The 13,321-nt window shown below is 64.6% G+C and carries 10 protein-coding genes and 1 riboswitch; of the genes, 4 read left to right on the forward strand and 6 right to left on the reverse strand.

Annotated elements, in window-relative coordinates:
• Positions 1-3 precede the first annotated feature (3 nt).
• Together ACQ4WO_RS16710 and nosR are read left to right on the forward strand one after the other, a co-directional pair.
• Positions 4-1,467: a PAS domain-containing sensor histidine kinase gene (locus tag ACQ4WO_RS16710; protein ID WP_436482403.1), complete on the forward strand. Its 1,464-nt coding sequence runs from the start codon at positions 4-6 to the stop codon at positions 1,465-1,467.
• A 14-nt stretch (positions 1,468-1,481) separates the two neighbouring features.
• Positions 1,482-2,801, forward strand: coding sequence for a response regulator c-di-GMP phosphodiesterase, NosR family (gene nosR, locus ACQ4WO_RS16715; RefSeq protein ID WP_436482404.1), 1,320 nt, complete (start codon positions 1,482-1,484; stop codon positions 2,799-2,801).
• A gap of 10 nt (positions 2,802-2,811) precedes the next feature.
• On the opposite strand, the gene ACQ4WO_RS16720 is transcribed toward nosR, so the two are convergent.
• The 5 genes from ACQ4WO_RS16720 to ACQ4WO_RS16740 form a co-directional block, all read right to left on the reverse strand.
• Positions 2,812-4,140, reverse strand: a complete 1,329-nt coding sequence (locus ACQ4WO_RS16720; protein WP_436482405.1) for an ATP-binding protein — start codon at positions 4,138-4,140, stop codon at positions 2,812-2,814.
• 87 nt (positions 4,141-4,227) lie between these two features.
• The gene (locus ACQ4WO_RS16725) at positions 4,228-4,899 is read right to left on the reverse strand and encodes a hypothetical protein (RefSeq protein WP_436482406.1); all 672 of its coding nucleotides are present in this window, start codon (positions 4,897-4,899) and stop codon (positions 4,228-4,230) included.
• Positions 4,896-5,906 carry an MlaD family protein gene (locus ACQ4WO_RS16730; RefSeq protein WP_436482407.1) on the reverse strand — a complete coding sequence of 337 codons (1,011 nt, stop codon included), beginning with the start codon at positions 5,904-5,906 and terminating at the stop codon, positions 4,896-4,898. Before ACQ4WO_RS16730 ends, ACQ4WO_RS16725 begins: the two co-directional genes overlap by 4 nt.
• A gap of 52 nt (positions 5,907-5,958) precedes the next feature.
• Positions 5,959-6,777, reverse strand: coding sequence for an MlaE family ABC transporter permease (locus tag ACQ4WO_RS16735; protein WP_436482408.1), 819 nt, complete (start codon positions 6,775-6,777; stop codon positions 5,959-5,961).
• A gap of 61 nt (positions 6,778-6,838) precedes the next feature.
• Complete coding sequence (locus ACQ4WO_RS16740) at positions 6,839-7,714, reverse strand: LysR family transcriptional regulator (protein WP_436482409.1); 876 nt, start codon at positions 7,712-7,714, stop codon at positions 6,839-6,841.
• A 115-nt stretch (positions 7,715-7,829) separates the two neighbouring features.
• Here ACQ4WO_RS16740 and ACQ4WO_RS16745 point away from each other — a divergent pair, with 115 nt between their 5' ends.
• A complete protein-coding gene (locus ACQ4WO_RS16745; RefSeq protein WP_436482410.1) occupies positions 7,830-9,200 on the forward strand; it encodes an MFS transporter in 1,371 nt (456 codons plus the stop codon).
• 4 nt (positions 9,201-9,204) lie between these two features.
• Here ACQ4WO_RS16745 and ribB read toward each other — a convergent pair whose 3' ends face one another.
• Positions 9,205-9,852, reverse strand: a complete 648-nt coding sequence (gene ribB, locus ACQ4WO_RS16750; protein ID WP_436482411.1) for a 3,4-dihydroxy-2-butanone-4-phosphate synthase — start codon at positions 9,850-9,852, stop codon at positions 9,205-9,207.
• Positions 9,853-9,947: 95 nt separating this feature from the next.
• A riboswitch (FMN riboswitch) is annotated at positions 9,948-10,217 on the reverse strand.
• A 185-nt stretch (positions 10,218-10,402) separates the two neighbouring features.
• Here ribB and ACQ4WO_RS16755 point away from each other — a divergent pair.
• The gene (locus ACQ4WO_RS16755) at positions 10,403-13,237 is read left to right on the forward strand and encodes a M16 family metallopeptidase (protein ID WP_436482412.1); all 2,835 of its coding nucleotides are present in this window, start codon (positions 10,403-10,405) and stop codon (positions 13,235-13,237) included.
• Positions 13,238-13,321 lie beyond the last annotated feature (84 nt).

A 13,321-nucleotide genomic window follows, 5' to 3' on the forward strand; every position in this document is an offset into this window, starting at 1 on the left:
GCCATGGAAACAGACGCAGGGCAGGCGTTGCCCGCCACGCCGGAGCGCCGCCAGGGCGACACCATCGCGCTATCGGCGTTTTTCGATGGCCATCCCGTGGCCACTTTCGCCATCGACACGGACCATGTGGTGACGCACTGGAACAGCGCCTGCGAACAACTGCTGGGCTTTACGGCCGCGGAGATGGTCGGCACGCGCGACCACTGGAAGGCATTTTATCGGCAGCCGCGCGCTTGCCTGGCCGACCTGCTGGTGGCCGACGACATCGCGCTCGGTGAAAATGACCGCTACCTTGGCAAGCTGAAGCGCTCTTCCGTGATCCCCGGCGCCTTTGAGGCCGAGGATTTCTTTGCCGATATCGGCCCCGACGGTCACTGGCTGCATTTCACGGCGGCGCCCCTGCGCGACCGCCAGGGCCGGCTGGTGGGCGCCATCGAAACCCTGCGCGACGTGAGCGAGCGGCGCCTGGCGGAACTGGCGCTGCGCAAGGCGCACGACAACCTGGAACACCTGGTGGCCGAGCGCACGGCCCAGCTGGCCGAAATGAACGAGCGCCTGGCCGACGATATCCGCCAGCGCCAGATCGCCGATCTGGAATTGCGCGAGCGTAACCTGGCCCTGACGGAATTGAACAGCAAACTGTCGCTGGCCCAGCAAAAGCTGCTGCAGTCGGAAAAACTGGCCTCGATCGGCCAGCTGGCCGCCGGCGTGGCGCACGAGATCAACAATCCCATCGGCTATGTGTTTTCCAATGTGGGCACCCTGGAAGGCTATCTGGACGACCTGTTCAGCATGCTCGACGCCTATGAGGAAGCCGAGCCGGCCGTCGCCGACCCCGTGGTGGCGGCGCGCCTGCGGGCGCTGCGCGAACAGATCGACCTCGATTTCCTGCGCACCGACATTCCCATGCTGATGGGCGAGTCGAAGGAGGGCATTTCGCGCGTGCGCCGCATCGTGCAGGACCTGAAGGATTTTTCGCGCACGGATGCGCACCAGGAGTGGGTCTGGGCCGACCTGCGCCAGGGCATCGATACCACGCTCAATATCGTGAATAACGAGGTCAAGTACAAAGCCGACGTGGTGCGCGAGTATGGCGACATTCCCGATATCGAATGCCAGCCTTCCGAGCTGAACCAGGTGATCATGAACCTGGTCGTCAACGCGGCCCATGCCATGAACGAGGAGCGCGGACGCATCACCCTGCGCACGGGCAGCGACAACGCGACGGAAGTGTGGATCGAGGTCGAGGACACGGGCGGCGGCATCGCGCCCGAACACCTGTCGCGCATCTTCGACCCGTTCTTCACCACCAAGGCCGTCGGCAAGGGCACGGGGCTGGGCCTGTCGCTGGCCTACACGACCGTACAAAAGCATCACGGCCGCATCGACGTGCGCAGCGTCATCGGCAGCGGCACCACCTTCCGCATCACTTTGCCCGTGCGCCAGGCGCAGGCCGTCGCACCATGACCGAACAGGACAGCATGAGTATGAGCACCAGCATCGCGGCCGCGCCGCCCACCATCCTGTGCGTCGACGACGAACCGAATATCCTGTCGTCGCTGCGGCGGCTGTTCCGTCCGCACGGCTACCGCGTGCTGACGGCCGATGGCGGCGCGGCCGGCCTGGCCCTGCTCGAGAGCGAGACGGTGGACCTGGTCATCTCCGACATGCGCATGCCGCACATGGATGGCGCGCAGTTCCTGGCCCGGGTGCGCCAGCGCTGGCCCGGCACCATACGCTTGCTGCTGACCGGCTATGCCGATATCCAGTCCATCCTCGACGCCATCAACCAGGGCGAGATCTACCGCTACGTGACCAAGCCCTGGGACGAGAACGATATTGTGCTGGTGGTGCGCCACGCGCTGGAACGGCGCGCGCTGGAGCAGGAAAAACTGCGCCTCGAAGCGCTGACGGCCAGGCAGAACGTGGAGCTGCAGGCGCTCAACGCCAGCCTGGAAGCGAAGGTAGCCACGCGCACGCAGCAGCTGAAACAGTCGCACGACGAGGTGCAGGCGGCCAACGAGCGCCTGAAGGCCACGTTCGTGACGACCATCAAGGTGTTTTCCAACCTGATCGAAATGCGCGGCGGCAAGCTGGCCGGCCACGCGCGGCGGGTGGCCGAACTGGCGCGCAAGCTGGCGCAGGCGCTGGGCCTGGAAGGGCAGGATGCGCGCGACGTGTTCATTGCGGCCCTGCTCAAGGATATCGGCAAGCTCAGCTTGGGCGATGACGTGCTGGAACTGCCGGCCAGCGCCTGGACGGGCGAGCAGCTGGCCGCCTTCCGCAAGCATCCGCTGCGCGCCGAACAATTATTGATGGCGCTCGACGAGTTGCGCGCCGTTTCCGTGATCCTGCGCTCGCAGCTCGAGCGTTTCGACGGCGGCGGCTTTCCCGATGGCCTCGTGGGCCTGGCCATTCCGCTGGGCGCGCGCATCCTGGCGCTGGCGTCGGACTACGACGGCTTGCAGATCGGCGCCATGGTGCAGCGCAGCCTGCGCGCCGAGGAGGCCCGCACCCTGATCTACGACAGCGTCGGCAAGCGTTACGACCCGGCCGTGGTGGCCGCTTTCCGCAGCATCATGGATGAGACGGAACCGCCGGCGCGCGACCTGACCGTTCTGTCGGGGCAGCTGGAGCCGGGCATGGTGCTGTCGCGCGACCTGATCAGCCGCGACGGCCTGATGCTGCTGGCGGCCGAACACGTGCTGACGGCCCGCGTGATTTCCCAGCTGCTCGATTTCGAAGGCAAGAATGGCGGGCGCCTGAGCATCCGCGTGTACGCGCCCTTGAAAGAAGGCTAGGGCGGGAAGGCTAGGGCGCTGCCGGGGCCGCCGGCGGCGATACGGGCAGGTGCACGGTAAAGCGCGTGCCACGGCCCACTTCCGACGCTACCTCGATGCGTCCGCCGTGCTTGTTGACGATGCCGTACGACAGCGACAGGCCCAGGCCCGTACCGCTGCCCACGGCCTTGGTGGTGAAGAACGGTTCGAAGATGCGGTTCAGGTGCTCGGGCGCGATGCCGGCGCCCGTGTCGCCGATCTCCACCCACACCCAGTCGCCGGCATGGCCGGTGCGGATGCTGATCACGCCATCGCTGCTGATGGCCTGGCCCGCGTTGACGAGCAGGTTCATGAACACCTGGTTCAGCTGCGAGGCCAGGCAGAGTATCTGCGGCAGCTCGCCATAGTGCTTCTCGATGCGCGCCTTGTATTTCAATTCGTTGGCGACGATATTGAGGGTACTGTCCAGGCCAGCGTGCAGGCTGGCCACTTGCCAGTCCGTCTCGCCCACATGGGAAAAATCCTTCAGCGACTGCACGATGTCGCGCACGCGTTTCAAGCCATCCATCGATTCGCGCACCAGGTCCACCATGTCGTCTTGCAGGAAGGCGAGGTCGGCCTGAGCGCGCACCTGGGCCACGCGTGCGGCCAGGGCCGGGCCGTCGGGCGTCTCGCGCATCGCCGCCTCATACTGGCCGATCACGCCGAACAGGGTATCCACATAGCCTTGCAGCGAACTCATGTTGGAGTTGACGAAGCCGATCGGGTTATTGATTTCATGCGCGATGCCGGCCGCCAGCTGGCCGATGGAGGCCATTTTTTCCGATTGCAGCAGCTGGTCGTGCGCTTCCTGCAACTTGCTGATCAGTAGTTGCTGCTCTTCGCCGCGCGCCTGCAGCATCGCTTCCATGCGCTTGCGTTCCGTGATATCGGTCAGCGAGCCGATCACTTCGAACGGCACGCCGTGCTCGTCGCGCACGAGGCGCAGGCTGTCGTGCATCCACAGGTAGCTGCCGTCGCGCACGCGGAAGCGGTATTCATAGGCGCGCGCACCTTCGACGAAGATCTGCGCCAGGCTGGAAAAAATGCCGGGCGCATCGTCGGGGTGGATGTGGTCGAACCAGAAATTGGGATCGGCAACCATCTCCTCTGGCTGGTAGCCCAGCACATTCAAGGCATTGTTGCTGACAAACGTCATCTTGAAGTCGCCGCTGGGCACGGTGCAATAGATGATGGAGGGTGTATTGTCGAGCAGGTATTGCAGGCGCACGGCCGTGGCGGCCGGTGCGTCGGCATTGGGCGCCGCCCCGGCATGCCGGCCGGTATCGGGGGTGGAAAGGTCGAAATCCTCGAACTGCATTGTTACACCTCGCGGCCTGCACGGCATTGATGTCATCCTGGTTCGATTATGCCTGATTCTGCCTGCCTTGGGCCGTCATCGGCGCGCTCAGGGGGCCAGTGGCTGCTCGACGATCGCCATGCGCCGCGCGATGCGCTGCGCCGCTTGCGCATCGCCCGCCTGTTCGGCGCGCAGGCGCTGCACGCCCAGCCATGCCAGCAGCGGACGGCGCCAACCCTGGTCCGAGGCGGTGGCGACGGCCGTATCGAGCAGCTCCGGCGTGGCGCGGCCAGAGCGCAGCAGCACGCCGGCGGCCACCAGCTGCGACAACGGATCCTTGATGGCCGCCACGGCGCTGGCGGCGGCCGTGTCCGAGCCGGCGCTGGCGGCCGCCCGCTGCGCTTCCGGCAGCAGGGCGGCGTCGGCCGCCTGCGTCTTGCCTGCCAGCCAGGCCGCATAGGCGCGGTCGGCGGCTGTCGCGTCGGCTTGCAGAGCCTCAAAGCCGGCGCAGTCCTCGAAGGCCAGGCTGGCCACGCGCGCGGCGCAGCGCAGCAGTTCGATGCGCGCCACGAGATCGAGCTTGCCCGTGCCCGCGACTTGGCTGCGGGCGCGCCGGAATTCCGTCTGCTCGACCAGGGCGTTGCCGCTCAAATAAGCCGCTTGAAACCGTTCGACGGAACTTTGCGCATTCATTTTCCAGTCCGGCACGGGCGGGCCGCTAGAGCAGGCGGCGAGCGCGGTCAGGGTCAGTGCGGACAAGGTGACGTTGAGTTTTCTCATGGCAGTTTGATCTCCGGATTGCGCTTGAACGGCCATTTGCGGTTGATTTCATTGACCAGCTGCTCGACCTTGCGCAGATTGCTTTCCACGTCGGCGCGCAGCGGGCCCAGGTCGGCTGTGGCCGCCTTGGCGTTGGCGCCCACGGCTTGCGCCTCGACCAGCACGGCATCGACTTTTTTCAGGCTGTTGCGCGTATCGGCCAGCAGGGCGTTCAGCTGCACGATGGTCGCCTGCGCATCCGTCATCATGCCCTTGTCGCCGAAGACGCGCGTGTCGGCATTGGCCACCAGGCCATCCGTGCGGCGCGCCAGCTGGTCCGCCGTGATCAGCAGGGCGTTGGCCCGTTCGATCAGCAGGCGCGATTGCTTGTCGTCGCCCGTCAGCAAGCCCATGGCGCCACCCGGACCACTGAGCTTGCCCGTCACGGCCTGCACGTTGCGCATGGTGCCGTCGAGCGCGGAATCGGTGCCCGTCAGGTTGCCCAGGTTGTTCAGCAAGTCTTTGGCGGCGGCCAGCAGGCGGGGGATTTCCGCCGCCATGTCGCCCACCAGCAGGTCGCGCGTGGCGTCGTCGGGCAGCGGCGGGTCCGTCAGGATGCCGCTGTAGGCGCGCAGCTTGGCGCCGCCGACGATGCCCCGTTCCAGGGTGAAGATGGAGCTGGTGCGCAGCCAGTGCGCGTCTTTGCGCGGCACGTCGATGATGACGCGCGCGCGGCCGTCCGGCGCCAGCTCGATGCGCTGTACGCGGCCGATGGGAAAGCCGGAAAAGGTCAGGTCGGCGCCCACGCCCACGCCGTCCGAATCGTCGGCCGTCAGCACCAGGGTTTGCGTGGCCTCGAAAGCGCCGCGCGCATACATCAGGTAGACGACGGAGCCGACCACCAGCACGAACATGAAGACGAGCAGGATGGCCGCCTTCAGTTCGGCGTGGCGCACGGGCGGCGGGGCGGGCAGCACGGCGTCTGGCGCCGTGACGTCGGTCTGGTCGGGATTTGGAGGTTGGCTCATGGCTTCTGGCTCTGGTATGGGTGGTTCAAGGTTGGCTGGGTGGCGGCGGGCATCAGTAGTAATTGCCCATCAGCGAAGCCACTTCGACCAGCAGGATGACGGAAAACAGGCGCAGCATTTCGGACAGCCCGTGCGCGGCCCACAGGCGGTTGCGCCGGCCGTGCGGCTCTTCCGGATAGTACGAAGACGCCAGCGGGATCAGGGCCACGGCAAAGCTGAAGAAGATCACCTTGAGCATCAGGATCAGCGCCACGGCCGGATTGAAGATCTGCCCCACGACGCGCGTGTAGCCTTGCAGCGCCCACGGCGTAAAACCGTAGATGGTGACGTAGGCGAGGACCAGCGACGTGACGCAGCTGACGATGGCCAGCATCCACACGGCGAAGATGCCCGACATGACGCGCGGAAAGTATTCGCGGCGCAGCAGGTCGACGCCCTGGCGCTGCATGTTCTCTAGCATGCCGGACGAGCGCATTTGCGCGAACGCAATACCGTCGGGCAAGGTCAGGCGCAGCGCGACGAACAGGGCGGCCGTCAGCGGTATCAGTTCCAGCACCAGCACGCGCACCACCATTTCCAGCGCATAGCGCGACAGGCCGTAGCTTTGCGCGCTGACGACGACGATGCGTATCAGCACCAGGCTGACGAGCGCGCAAGCCACGCTGAACCACACGAGATTGGGCGCCGTGTTCGTCACAAGGCGGTGCGCGAGGATGGGGCGGTTGTCGCGGTTATAGCTCGATGGCGACAGGGCCAGCGAAAACACGAGGATGGCGAAATGCAGCATGCGCCACCAGCTGACCAGCCAGGCCATGGTGGCCCGGTGCAGGCGGCGCAGGCTGATGATGAGGGAGACGGATAGGGTCATCATGGCATCTTAACATTGGATGCGTTCGATACAAGCGATTGTGCAGCCGTGCACGGCAGGCCCTTTATTGACCTGCCACGCTGGCAACGCTGTGGATAATCGCGTCGGCCGCCGCCCGCACGCGGGCCGAGCGGTTCAGGTCCGCATGCATGACCAGCCACACGTCATACGTTTCCGCCCGCTCGGGCCAGATGCGCACGAGCTGCGGGTCGATGTCGCCCAGGTGGGTGGCCAGTTCGGCCACGCCCAGGCCCGCGCGCGTGGCTTCCTGCAACATCGCCGCCGAGTTCACTTCCATGGCGACCCGGGCGTTGGCGACGGATTCGCCGGCGATTTTCTCGCCATGGCGCGGCGTCACGGAATGGTGGTAGATGACGATGTCGTGGCCGGCCAGCGCCGTGCCGCGCACGGGCTCGCCCCGTTCGGCCAGGTAGCTTTTCGACGCATACAGGCCCAGGCTGCGCTTGACGAGGTGGCGCGAGATCAGGTCCGGGTCGGTGGGGCGCACGCCGCGCACGGCCAGGTCCGCTTCGCGCCGCGTCAGGCTGGCCAGCGCGGGCGCCACGTTGAGCACGATGCGGATGTCCGGGTGGGCCGCGTGCAGCTGCTGCATGGCGCGGATGATGAAATGGCTGGCCATGGTGTCCGTGGTGGCCACGCGCACCAGGCCGCATAAACGGTTGTCGACGCCCTGCATCTCGCGCTGCAGCTTGTCGGCCGCCCGCTCCATGGCTTCGGCGGCCGTGAGCGCCAGCTCGCCGGCCGGCGTGGGCACGTAGCCCGACGGCGTGCGCAGGAACAGGGTGGCGCCCAGCGAGCTTTCCAGCGCGGCCAGGCGGCGCCCGCACGTGGCCTGGTCGATGCGCAGCAGGGCGGCCGCGCCGCGCAGGGTGCCGGCCCGGCCGATGGCGAGAAAGATGCGTGCGTTATCCCAGTCCATCCGTTTCCTTGTGATTGGTGATGCATTTTTGCATCAAGGCGCTGATTTTATGCCTGTTTACTGCATCATGCAACGCTCGCATAATGGCTGCCCCGCTGTCCCTGCAAGGAATATTATGTTTGCCCCCACACCGCGCCGCGCCAACGGCTTGATCCTGCTGACCCTGGCCTTCGGCTTCGTCATGGCGATGATCGACGTCACGGCCGTCAACGTGGCGCTGTCCGATATCGCGCTGGACCTGGCCATACCGCTGACGGGCCTGGTCTGGGTGGTCGACGGCTACACCCTGACGTTTGCCGCGCTGCTGCTGGCCGGCGGAGCGCTGGCCGACCGCTACGGGCCGAAAGCCGTGTACCAGGGCGGCCTCGGCGTCTTTCTGCTCGGCTCGATCCTGTGCGGCGCCGCGCCCGACGGGCATTTTTTGACGGCCGCGCGCCTGCTGCAGGGCGCGGGCGCGGCCCTGTTCATGCCCAGTTCGCTCAGCCTGCTCACGCACAGCTTTGACGACGAGCGCGAGCGCACGCGCATGCTGGGCGCCTGGTCGGCGCTGGTGGGCGTGGCCGGTGCATCCGGCCCTCTGATCGGCGGCATCCTCGTGCACCAGTTCGGCTGGCGCAGCGTGTTCTGGGTGAACGTGCCGCTGGGCGTGCTGGCCATCGTCATGGCGCAGTTGCTGCTGGCGGCACCGGCGCGCCAGCCGCGCGATCTGTCGCTGCTCAGCCATGCGCTGGGCGTGGCGGCGCTGGCGGGCCTCAGTTTTGTGCTGATCGAAGGGCCCGTGCTGGGCTGGCTGTCGCCCGGCGTGCTGGCGGCGGTGGCATTGGCGGTGCTGTCGGCCGGGCAATTGCTGCGGCGCGAGCGCAGCGGCAGCCATCCGCTGTTGCCGCGCGCACTGTTTCACAGCAGCAGCTTTGGCGCGGCCAATGGCGTGGGGTTTTTGATTAATTTCTGCGTCTTCGGCCAGCTGTTCCTATTGAGCCTGTTCCTGCAGCAGTCGGGCGGCGCCGATGCCTTGCACTCGGGCTTGCGCCTGCTGCCCATGATGGCGGCCTATACGGTGGGGAACTTCATGGCGGGAAGTATTGCGGCCCGTCATGGCACGCGCTTGCCCATGCTGGCCGGCTTGCTGGTAGGGGCCGTCATGGCCTTGTTGCTGATGGGCTTGCGTCCGGGCACGCCGTTTGCGCTGCTGGCGCTGGGCACGGCCGTCATGAACGTGGCCATCGGCATCGCCATTCCCGCCATGACGGCCACCGTGATGCGGGTGGCCGGCAAGCAGCATGCGAACAGCGCGGCGGCGGCCCTGAATGCGAACCGGCAAATCGGCGCCCTCGTGGGCGTGGCCCTGATCGGCAGCATCCTGCACATGGTGCAGGACTGGTCGCTGCGGTTGCCGCTGGCCTACGCGACGATTGCCGTCGCGTATGGCCTGGCGGCGGGCCTCGTCTATCGGCACGTGCATCTGCCGAAGGCCGTCGCCGTCTGACAGTTTATTGCTCGCGCGTGCTGCGCCATTCCACCAGTTCTTCGATGGTCAGAATCGGCATGCCGTGCAGTTCGGCGAAGCGTTCGATATCGTCGCCGCGCATCATGGTGCCGTCCGGATTCATCAGCTCGCACAGCACGGCGGCCGGGTTCAGGCCCGCCATGCGCGACAGGTCGACGGAGCCTTCCGTGTGGCCACGGCGCTCGAGCACGCCACCGGGCGCGGCGCGCAAGGGGAAGACGTGGCCGGGGCGCACCAGGTCGGCGGGCTTGGCATCGGGCGCGATGGCGGCGCGGATGGTGGTCACGCGGTCGGCGGCCGACACGCCCGTCGTGACGCCGTCGCGCGCCTCGATGGACACGGTGAACGGCGTACCGTAGCGGCTGCCGTTGTCGGACGACATGGGCGGCAATTCCAGCGCGCTGACGACGTCCGTCGGCAGGCACAGGCAGACGATGCCGCTGCATTCGCGGATCAGCAGGGCCATGGTTTCGTGCGTGAGTTTCTCGGCAGACAGGATCAGGTCGGCTTCGTTTTCACGGTCGAAATCGTCGAGCAGGATGACGGGAATGCCGGCGCGCATGGCGGCCAGGGCGGATTGGATGCGACCTTCGAGGTCGTTGGAAAGCAGGGTATAGCTGTTGACTAACATGGTGAAACGCTCCTCGCATAGGCGAAAAACGCTGCAGGGCAAGCGAATAGACGCAGCCGGCCGCATCGACAGGTCGAGCGGACATCGCGTTTACTGCACATCTTCTTTCATCCGGACTATACCGTCGGCCCCGGAATCACACCGGATCTGCTGACCTTTCCTCGGATTGGCTTATTAACCTGCTGCGCAGCCCACTCTCGACTTTGCGTTGCTCACTGTACCTTCGTACAGTTGCGCCACTCAAGCCGATATTGAGCTTGCTCGCGACGGTTACTAATGCCAATCCTTGTCGGAAAGCGCTCGCGGGCTTGACCGTTGCCGGTCTTACCGCCGGTGGGGAATCGCACCCCGCCCCGAAGACGTATTGTTGTGCCGGTCCACATGACCGGCGGCAATACTTTAGCACAGATGAAAAAAAGGGGCAGGGCACTGCTGAGTTTGTTATTCGGCAAAGTTGCCTGGGGAAAGCAGTTTTTCCTAAGCTGTTTTTAATGGCGGAAACAGGATTTCAGTGTAAGGTACGCTTACTGAATCTTACCGTTGAGAATACATGAAGCTGAGTAAATTACGCCTGATCTCGGGCGCCGTCTTGCTGGCGTGCGCCTGCATGGCCCAGGCGGAAATCCGTTTGAGCGATCCCCTGCCGCTGGCACCAGAAGTTACCGTCGGAAAACTGCCGAATGGCTTGACCTATTACATCAAGAAAAATGCCCGTCCCGCGCAGAAAGTGGAATTGCGCCTGGTGGTGAAAGCCGGTTCCATCCTCGAAGATGACGACCAGCAAGGCCTGGCCCACTTCACGGAACACATGGCCTTCAACGGTTCCACGCATTTCAAGCGCAATGAACTGATTTCATATCTGCAATCGATCGGCGTGAAGTTCGGCGCCGACTTGAACGCCTACACGAGTTTCGATGAAACCGTGTACGTGCTGCCGATTCCGACGAACAAGAAGGAAAACCTGGAAAAGGGTTTTCTCGTGCTGGAAGACTGGGCGCATGGTTTGAAATTCAACCCGGCCGACATCAATAGCGAGCGCGGTATCGTGCTGGAAGAGGCGCGCCTGGGCAAGGGCGCCAGCGACCGCATGAACAAGGTTTTATATCCGAAGCTGCTGAACGGTTCGCGCTATGCGGAACGCATGCCGATCGGCAAGGAATCCGTGCTGAAAACCTTCAAGCCCGAAGCCATCAAGCGTTTCTACAAGGATTGGTACCGGCCCGATCTGATGGCCGTGATGGTGGTCGGTGATGTGGAGCCGGAACAGGCTGAAAAGCTGATCCGGCAGCATTTCGGCAAGCTGAAAAACCCCGCGAAACCGCGTCCGCGCCTGTATGCGGAAGTGCCGCAGCGCTCGCAGACGGAAGCGCTGGTGATCACGGACAAGGAAGCGCCGGACGACAGTGTCTTCATCCGCTACCCGATCCGCGCCGCGCAGGAACCCGTCACCATTGCCGACTACCGCCGCCAGATGATCGAGAACCTGTATGGCCAAATGCTCAGCGCGCGCATGCAGGAATTGACGCAGCAAGCCAATCCCCCGTTCATCCAGGGCGGCAGCAGCATGGGCAAGCTGGTGCGCGGCTATGAATCGTTCAGCGCGTATGCCTTGCTGGGCAAGGGCGGCGTGCAGCCGGCCGTCGATGCGCTGGTGCAGGAAGATGAGCGGGCGCGCCGCTTCGGTTTCAGCCAGGATGAACTGGACCGCGCGCGCAAGGACATGCTGCGCAATTACGAGCGCGCCTACAGCGAACGCGACAAGTCCGATTCGGCCGGTTTCGTCGCCGAGTATTCGCGCAACTTCCTGGAGCAGGAAGCCATCCCCGGCATCGCCAATGAATTGCTGTACGCGCAGGAACTCTTGCCGCAGGTAACGCTGCAGGAAATCAACGAAACCGTGGCCAAGGTGATTCCCGACCAGCAAAAGAAACTGGTGGTCTTCATGGGCGCCGAGCCGAAACCGGGTGCCAGCGTGCCGACGCAGCAGCAATTGCTCGACGCCGTGGCGAAGGCCGAGCAGCAAAAGGTCGAGCCGCGCACGGAAAAAGTCCTGGCCAGCAAGCTGATGGATGGCCCGCCGGCCGGCGGCAGCATCGTCTCGGAAAAGTTGAACAGTGCCATCGGCGTGACAGAACTGACCCTGGGCAATGGCGTGCGCGTGCTGCTCAAACCGACGGACTTCAAGAATGACCAGGTGCTGATGGGCTCGACGCGCTTCGGCGGCCAGTCGCTGTTCGGCGACGCCGACATCTACAACGCCCGCTACGCCAGCGCCGTGGTCGGCAGCATGGGCTTGAAGGACCTGGCGCCGCTGGACTTGCAAAAAGTGTTGGCCGGCAAAACGGTCAACGTGGGCGCGTCGCTGGGCGAGCTGAGCGAAGGTTTTGGCGGCTCGGCCAGCAGCGCCGACGTGGAAGCCATGCTGCAACTGGTGTATTTGTATTTCAATGACGTGCGCAAGGATGCTGGCCTGTACCAGTCCTTCATCGGCAAGCAGCAGGACCTGGCGAAAAACAGCATGGCGCAGCCGGAAGCCGTGTTTTACGACGCCATCCAGCACGCCATGTTTGGCGATAATCCGCGCGTCGATGGCGTGCCGCGCGCGGCCGACTTCGACAAGGTGGGCCTGGACCGTTCGCTGGACATCTTCCGCCAGCGCTTTTCCAGCGCGCGCGGCATGACCTTCATCTTCGCGGGCAGCTTCGAGCTCGACAAGATCAAGCCGCTGATCGCCAGCTACCTGGGCACCTTGCCCGTGGGCGACGTGCCGCATGCCTACCGCGACGTGGGCATGCGCCCGGTGACCGGGGTCGTCAAGAAGGATATTTACATGGGCAGCGAGCCCAAGAGCACGATTTCCATTACCTTCAATGGCGACGTGGCGTATTCGGACGAGCAAAAGCTGACCTTGCAGGCGCTGGGCGAAGTGCTGAACCTGAAAGTCATCGAAGTGCTGCGTGAAAAGATGAGCATGATCTATGGCGGCGGCTTCGAAACCTCGATGGGCCAGCACCCGTATGGCCATTATTCGGTGGCCTTGAACTTGCCGACGGGACCCGAAAACGTGGACAAGGTGATCGCCGCCGCGTTTGCCGAAATCAACAAGATGAAAACGGACGGGCCATCGGCGGCCGACCTGGAAAAGGTCAAGCTGAACTGGATCACGCGCCAGCAAAAGTCGCTGCGCGAAAACCGCTACTGGATGAGTCAGCTGATGGGTTCCGTGACCCAAGGGCGCGACCCCGCGCACATCCTGCGTTACGAGCAGCGTGTGCGCGCCATCACGCCGCAAGCCCTCAAGCTGGCGGCGCAGCGCTATCTGGACATGCACAATTATGTGCAGGTGGTAATGTATCCGGAACGCAAAAACGTTGCAGCCAAGTAACCGTCGTGTTTGATCTGCATGGGCGGCAGCGTGGCGAAGCTGTTAAACTGCCGCTTATTGATGTGATATCGCAATTTAACGAGC

Origin of the sequence: Janthinobacterium aestuarii (assembly GCF_051380835.1) — a bacterium.
In the GTDB taxonomy this organism is placed as follows: Bacteria; Pseudomonadota; Gammaproteobacteria; order Burkholderiales; family Burkholderiaceae_D; genus Janthinobacterium; species Janthinobacterium aestuarii.

What these genes read in the sequence shown, in the direction of transcription:
- ACQ4WO_RS16710 (WP_436482403.1), top strand. Translation starts at nt 4, where the DNA reads ATGGAAACAGACGCAGGGCAGGCGTTGCCCGCCACGCCGGAGCGCCGC.
- nosR (WP_436482404.1), top strand. Translation starts at nt 1,482, where the DNA reads ATGAGTATGAGCACCAGCATCGCGGCCGCGCCGCCCACCATCCTGTGC.
- ACQ4WO_RS16720 (WP_436482405.1), bottom strand. Translation starts at nt 4,140, where the DNA reads ATGCAGTTCGAGGATTTCGACCTTTCCACCCCCGATACCGGCCGGCAT.
- ACQ4WO_RS16725 (WP_436482406.1), bottom strand. Translation starts at nt 4,899, where the DNA reads ATGAGAAAACTCAACGTCACCTTGTCCGCACTGACCCTGACCGCGCTC.
- ACQ4WO_RS16730 (WP_436482407.1), bottom strand. Translation starts at nt 5,906, where the DNA reads ATGAGCCAACCTCCAAATCCCGACCAGACCGACGTCACGGCGCCAGAC.
- ACQ4WO_RS16735 (WP_436482408.1), bottom strand. Translation starts at nt 6,777, where the DNA reads ATGATGACCCTATCCGTCTCCCTCATCATCAGCCTGCGCCGCCTGCAC.
- ACQ4WO_RS16740 (WP_436482409.1), bottom strand. Translation starts at nt 7,714, where the DNA reads ATGGACTGGGATAACGCACGCATCTTTCTCGCCATCGGCCGGGCCGGC.
- ACQ4WO_RS16745 (WP_436482410.1), top strand. Translation starts at nt 7,830, where the DNA reads ATGTTTGCCCCCACACCGCGCCGCGCCAACGGCTTGATCCTGCTGACC.
- ribB (WP_436482411.1), bottom strand. Translation starts at nt 9,852, where the DNA reads ATGTTAGTCAACAGCTATACCCTGCTTTCCAACGACCTCGAAGGTCGC.
- ACQ4WO_RS16755 (WP_436482412.1), top strand. Translation starts at nt 10,403, where the DNA reads ATGAAGCTGAGTAAATTACGCCTGATCTCGGGCGCCGTCTTGCTGGCG.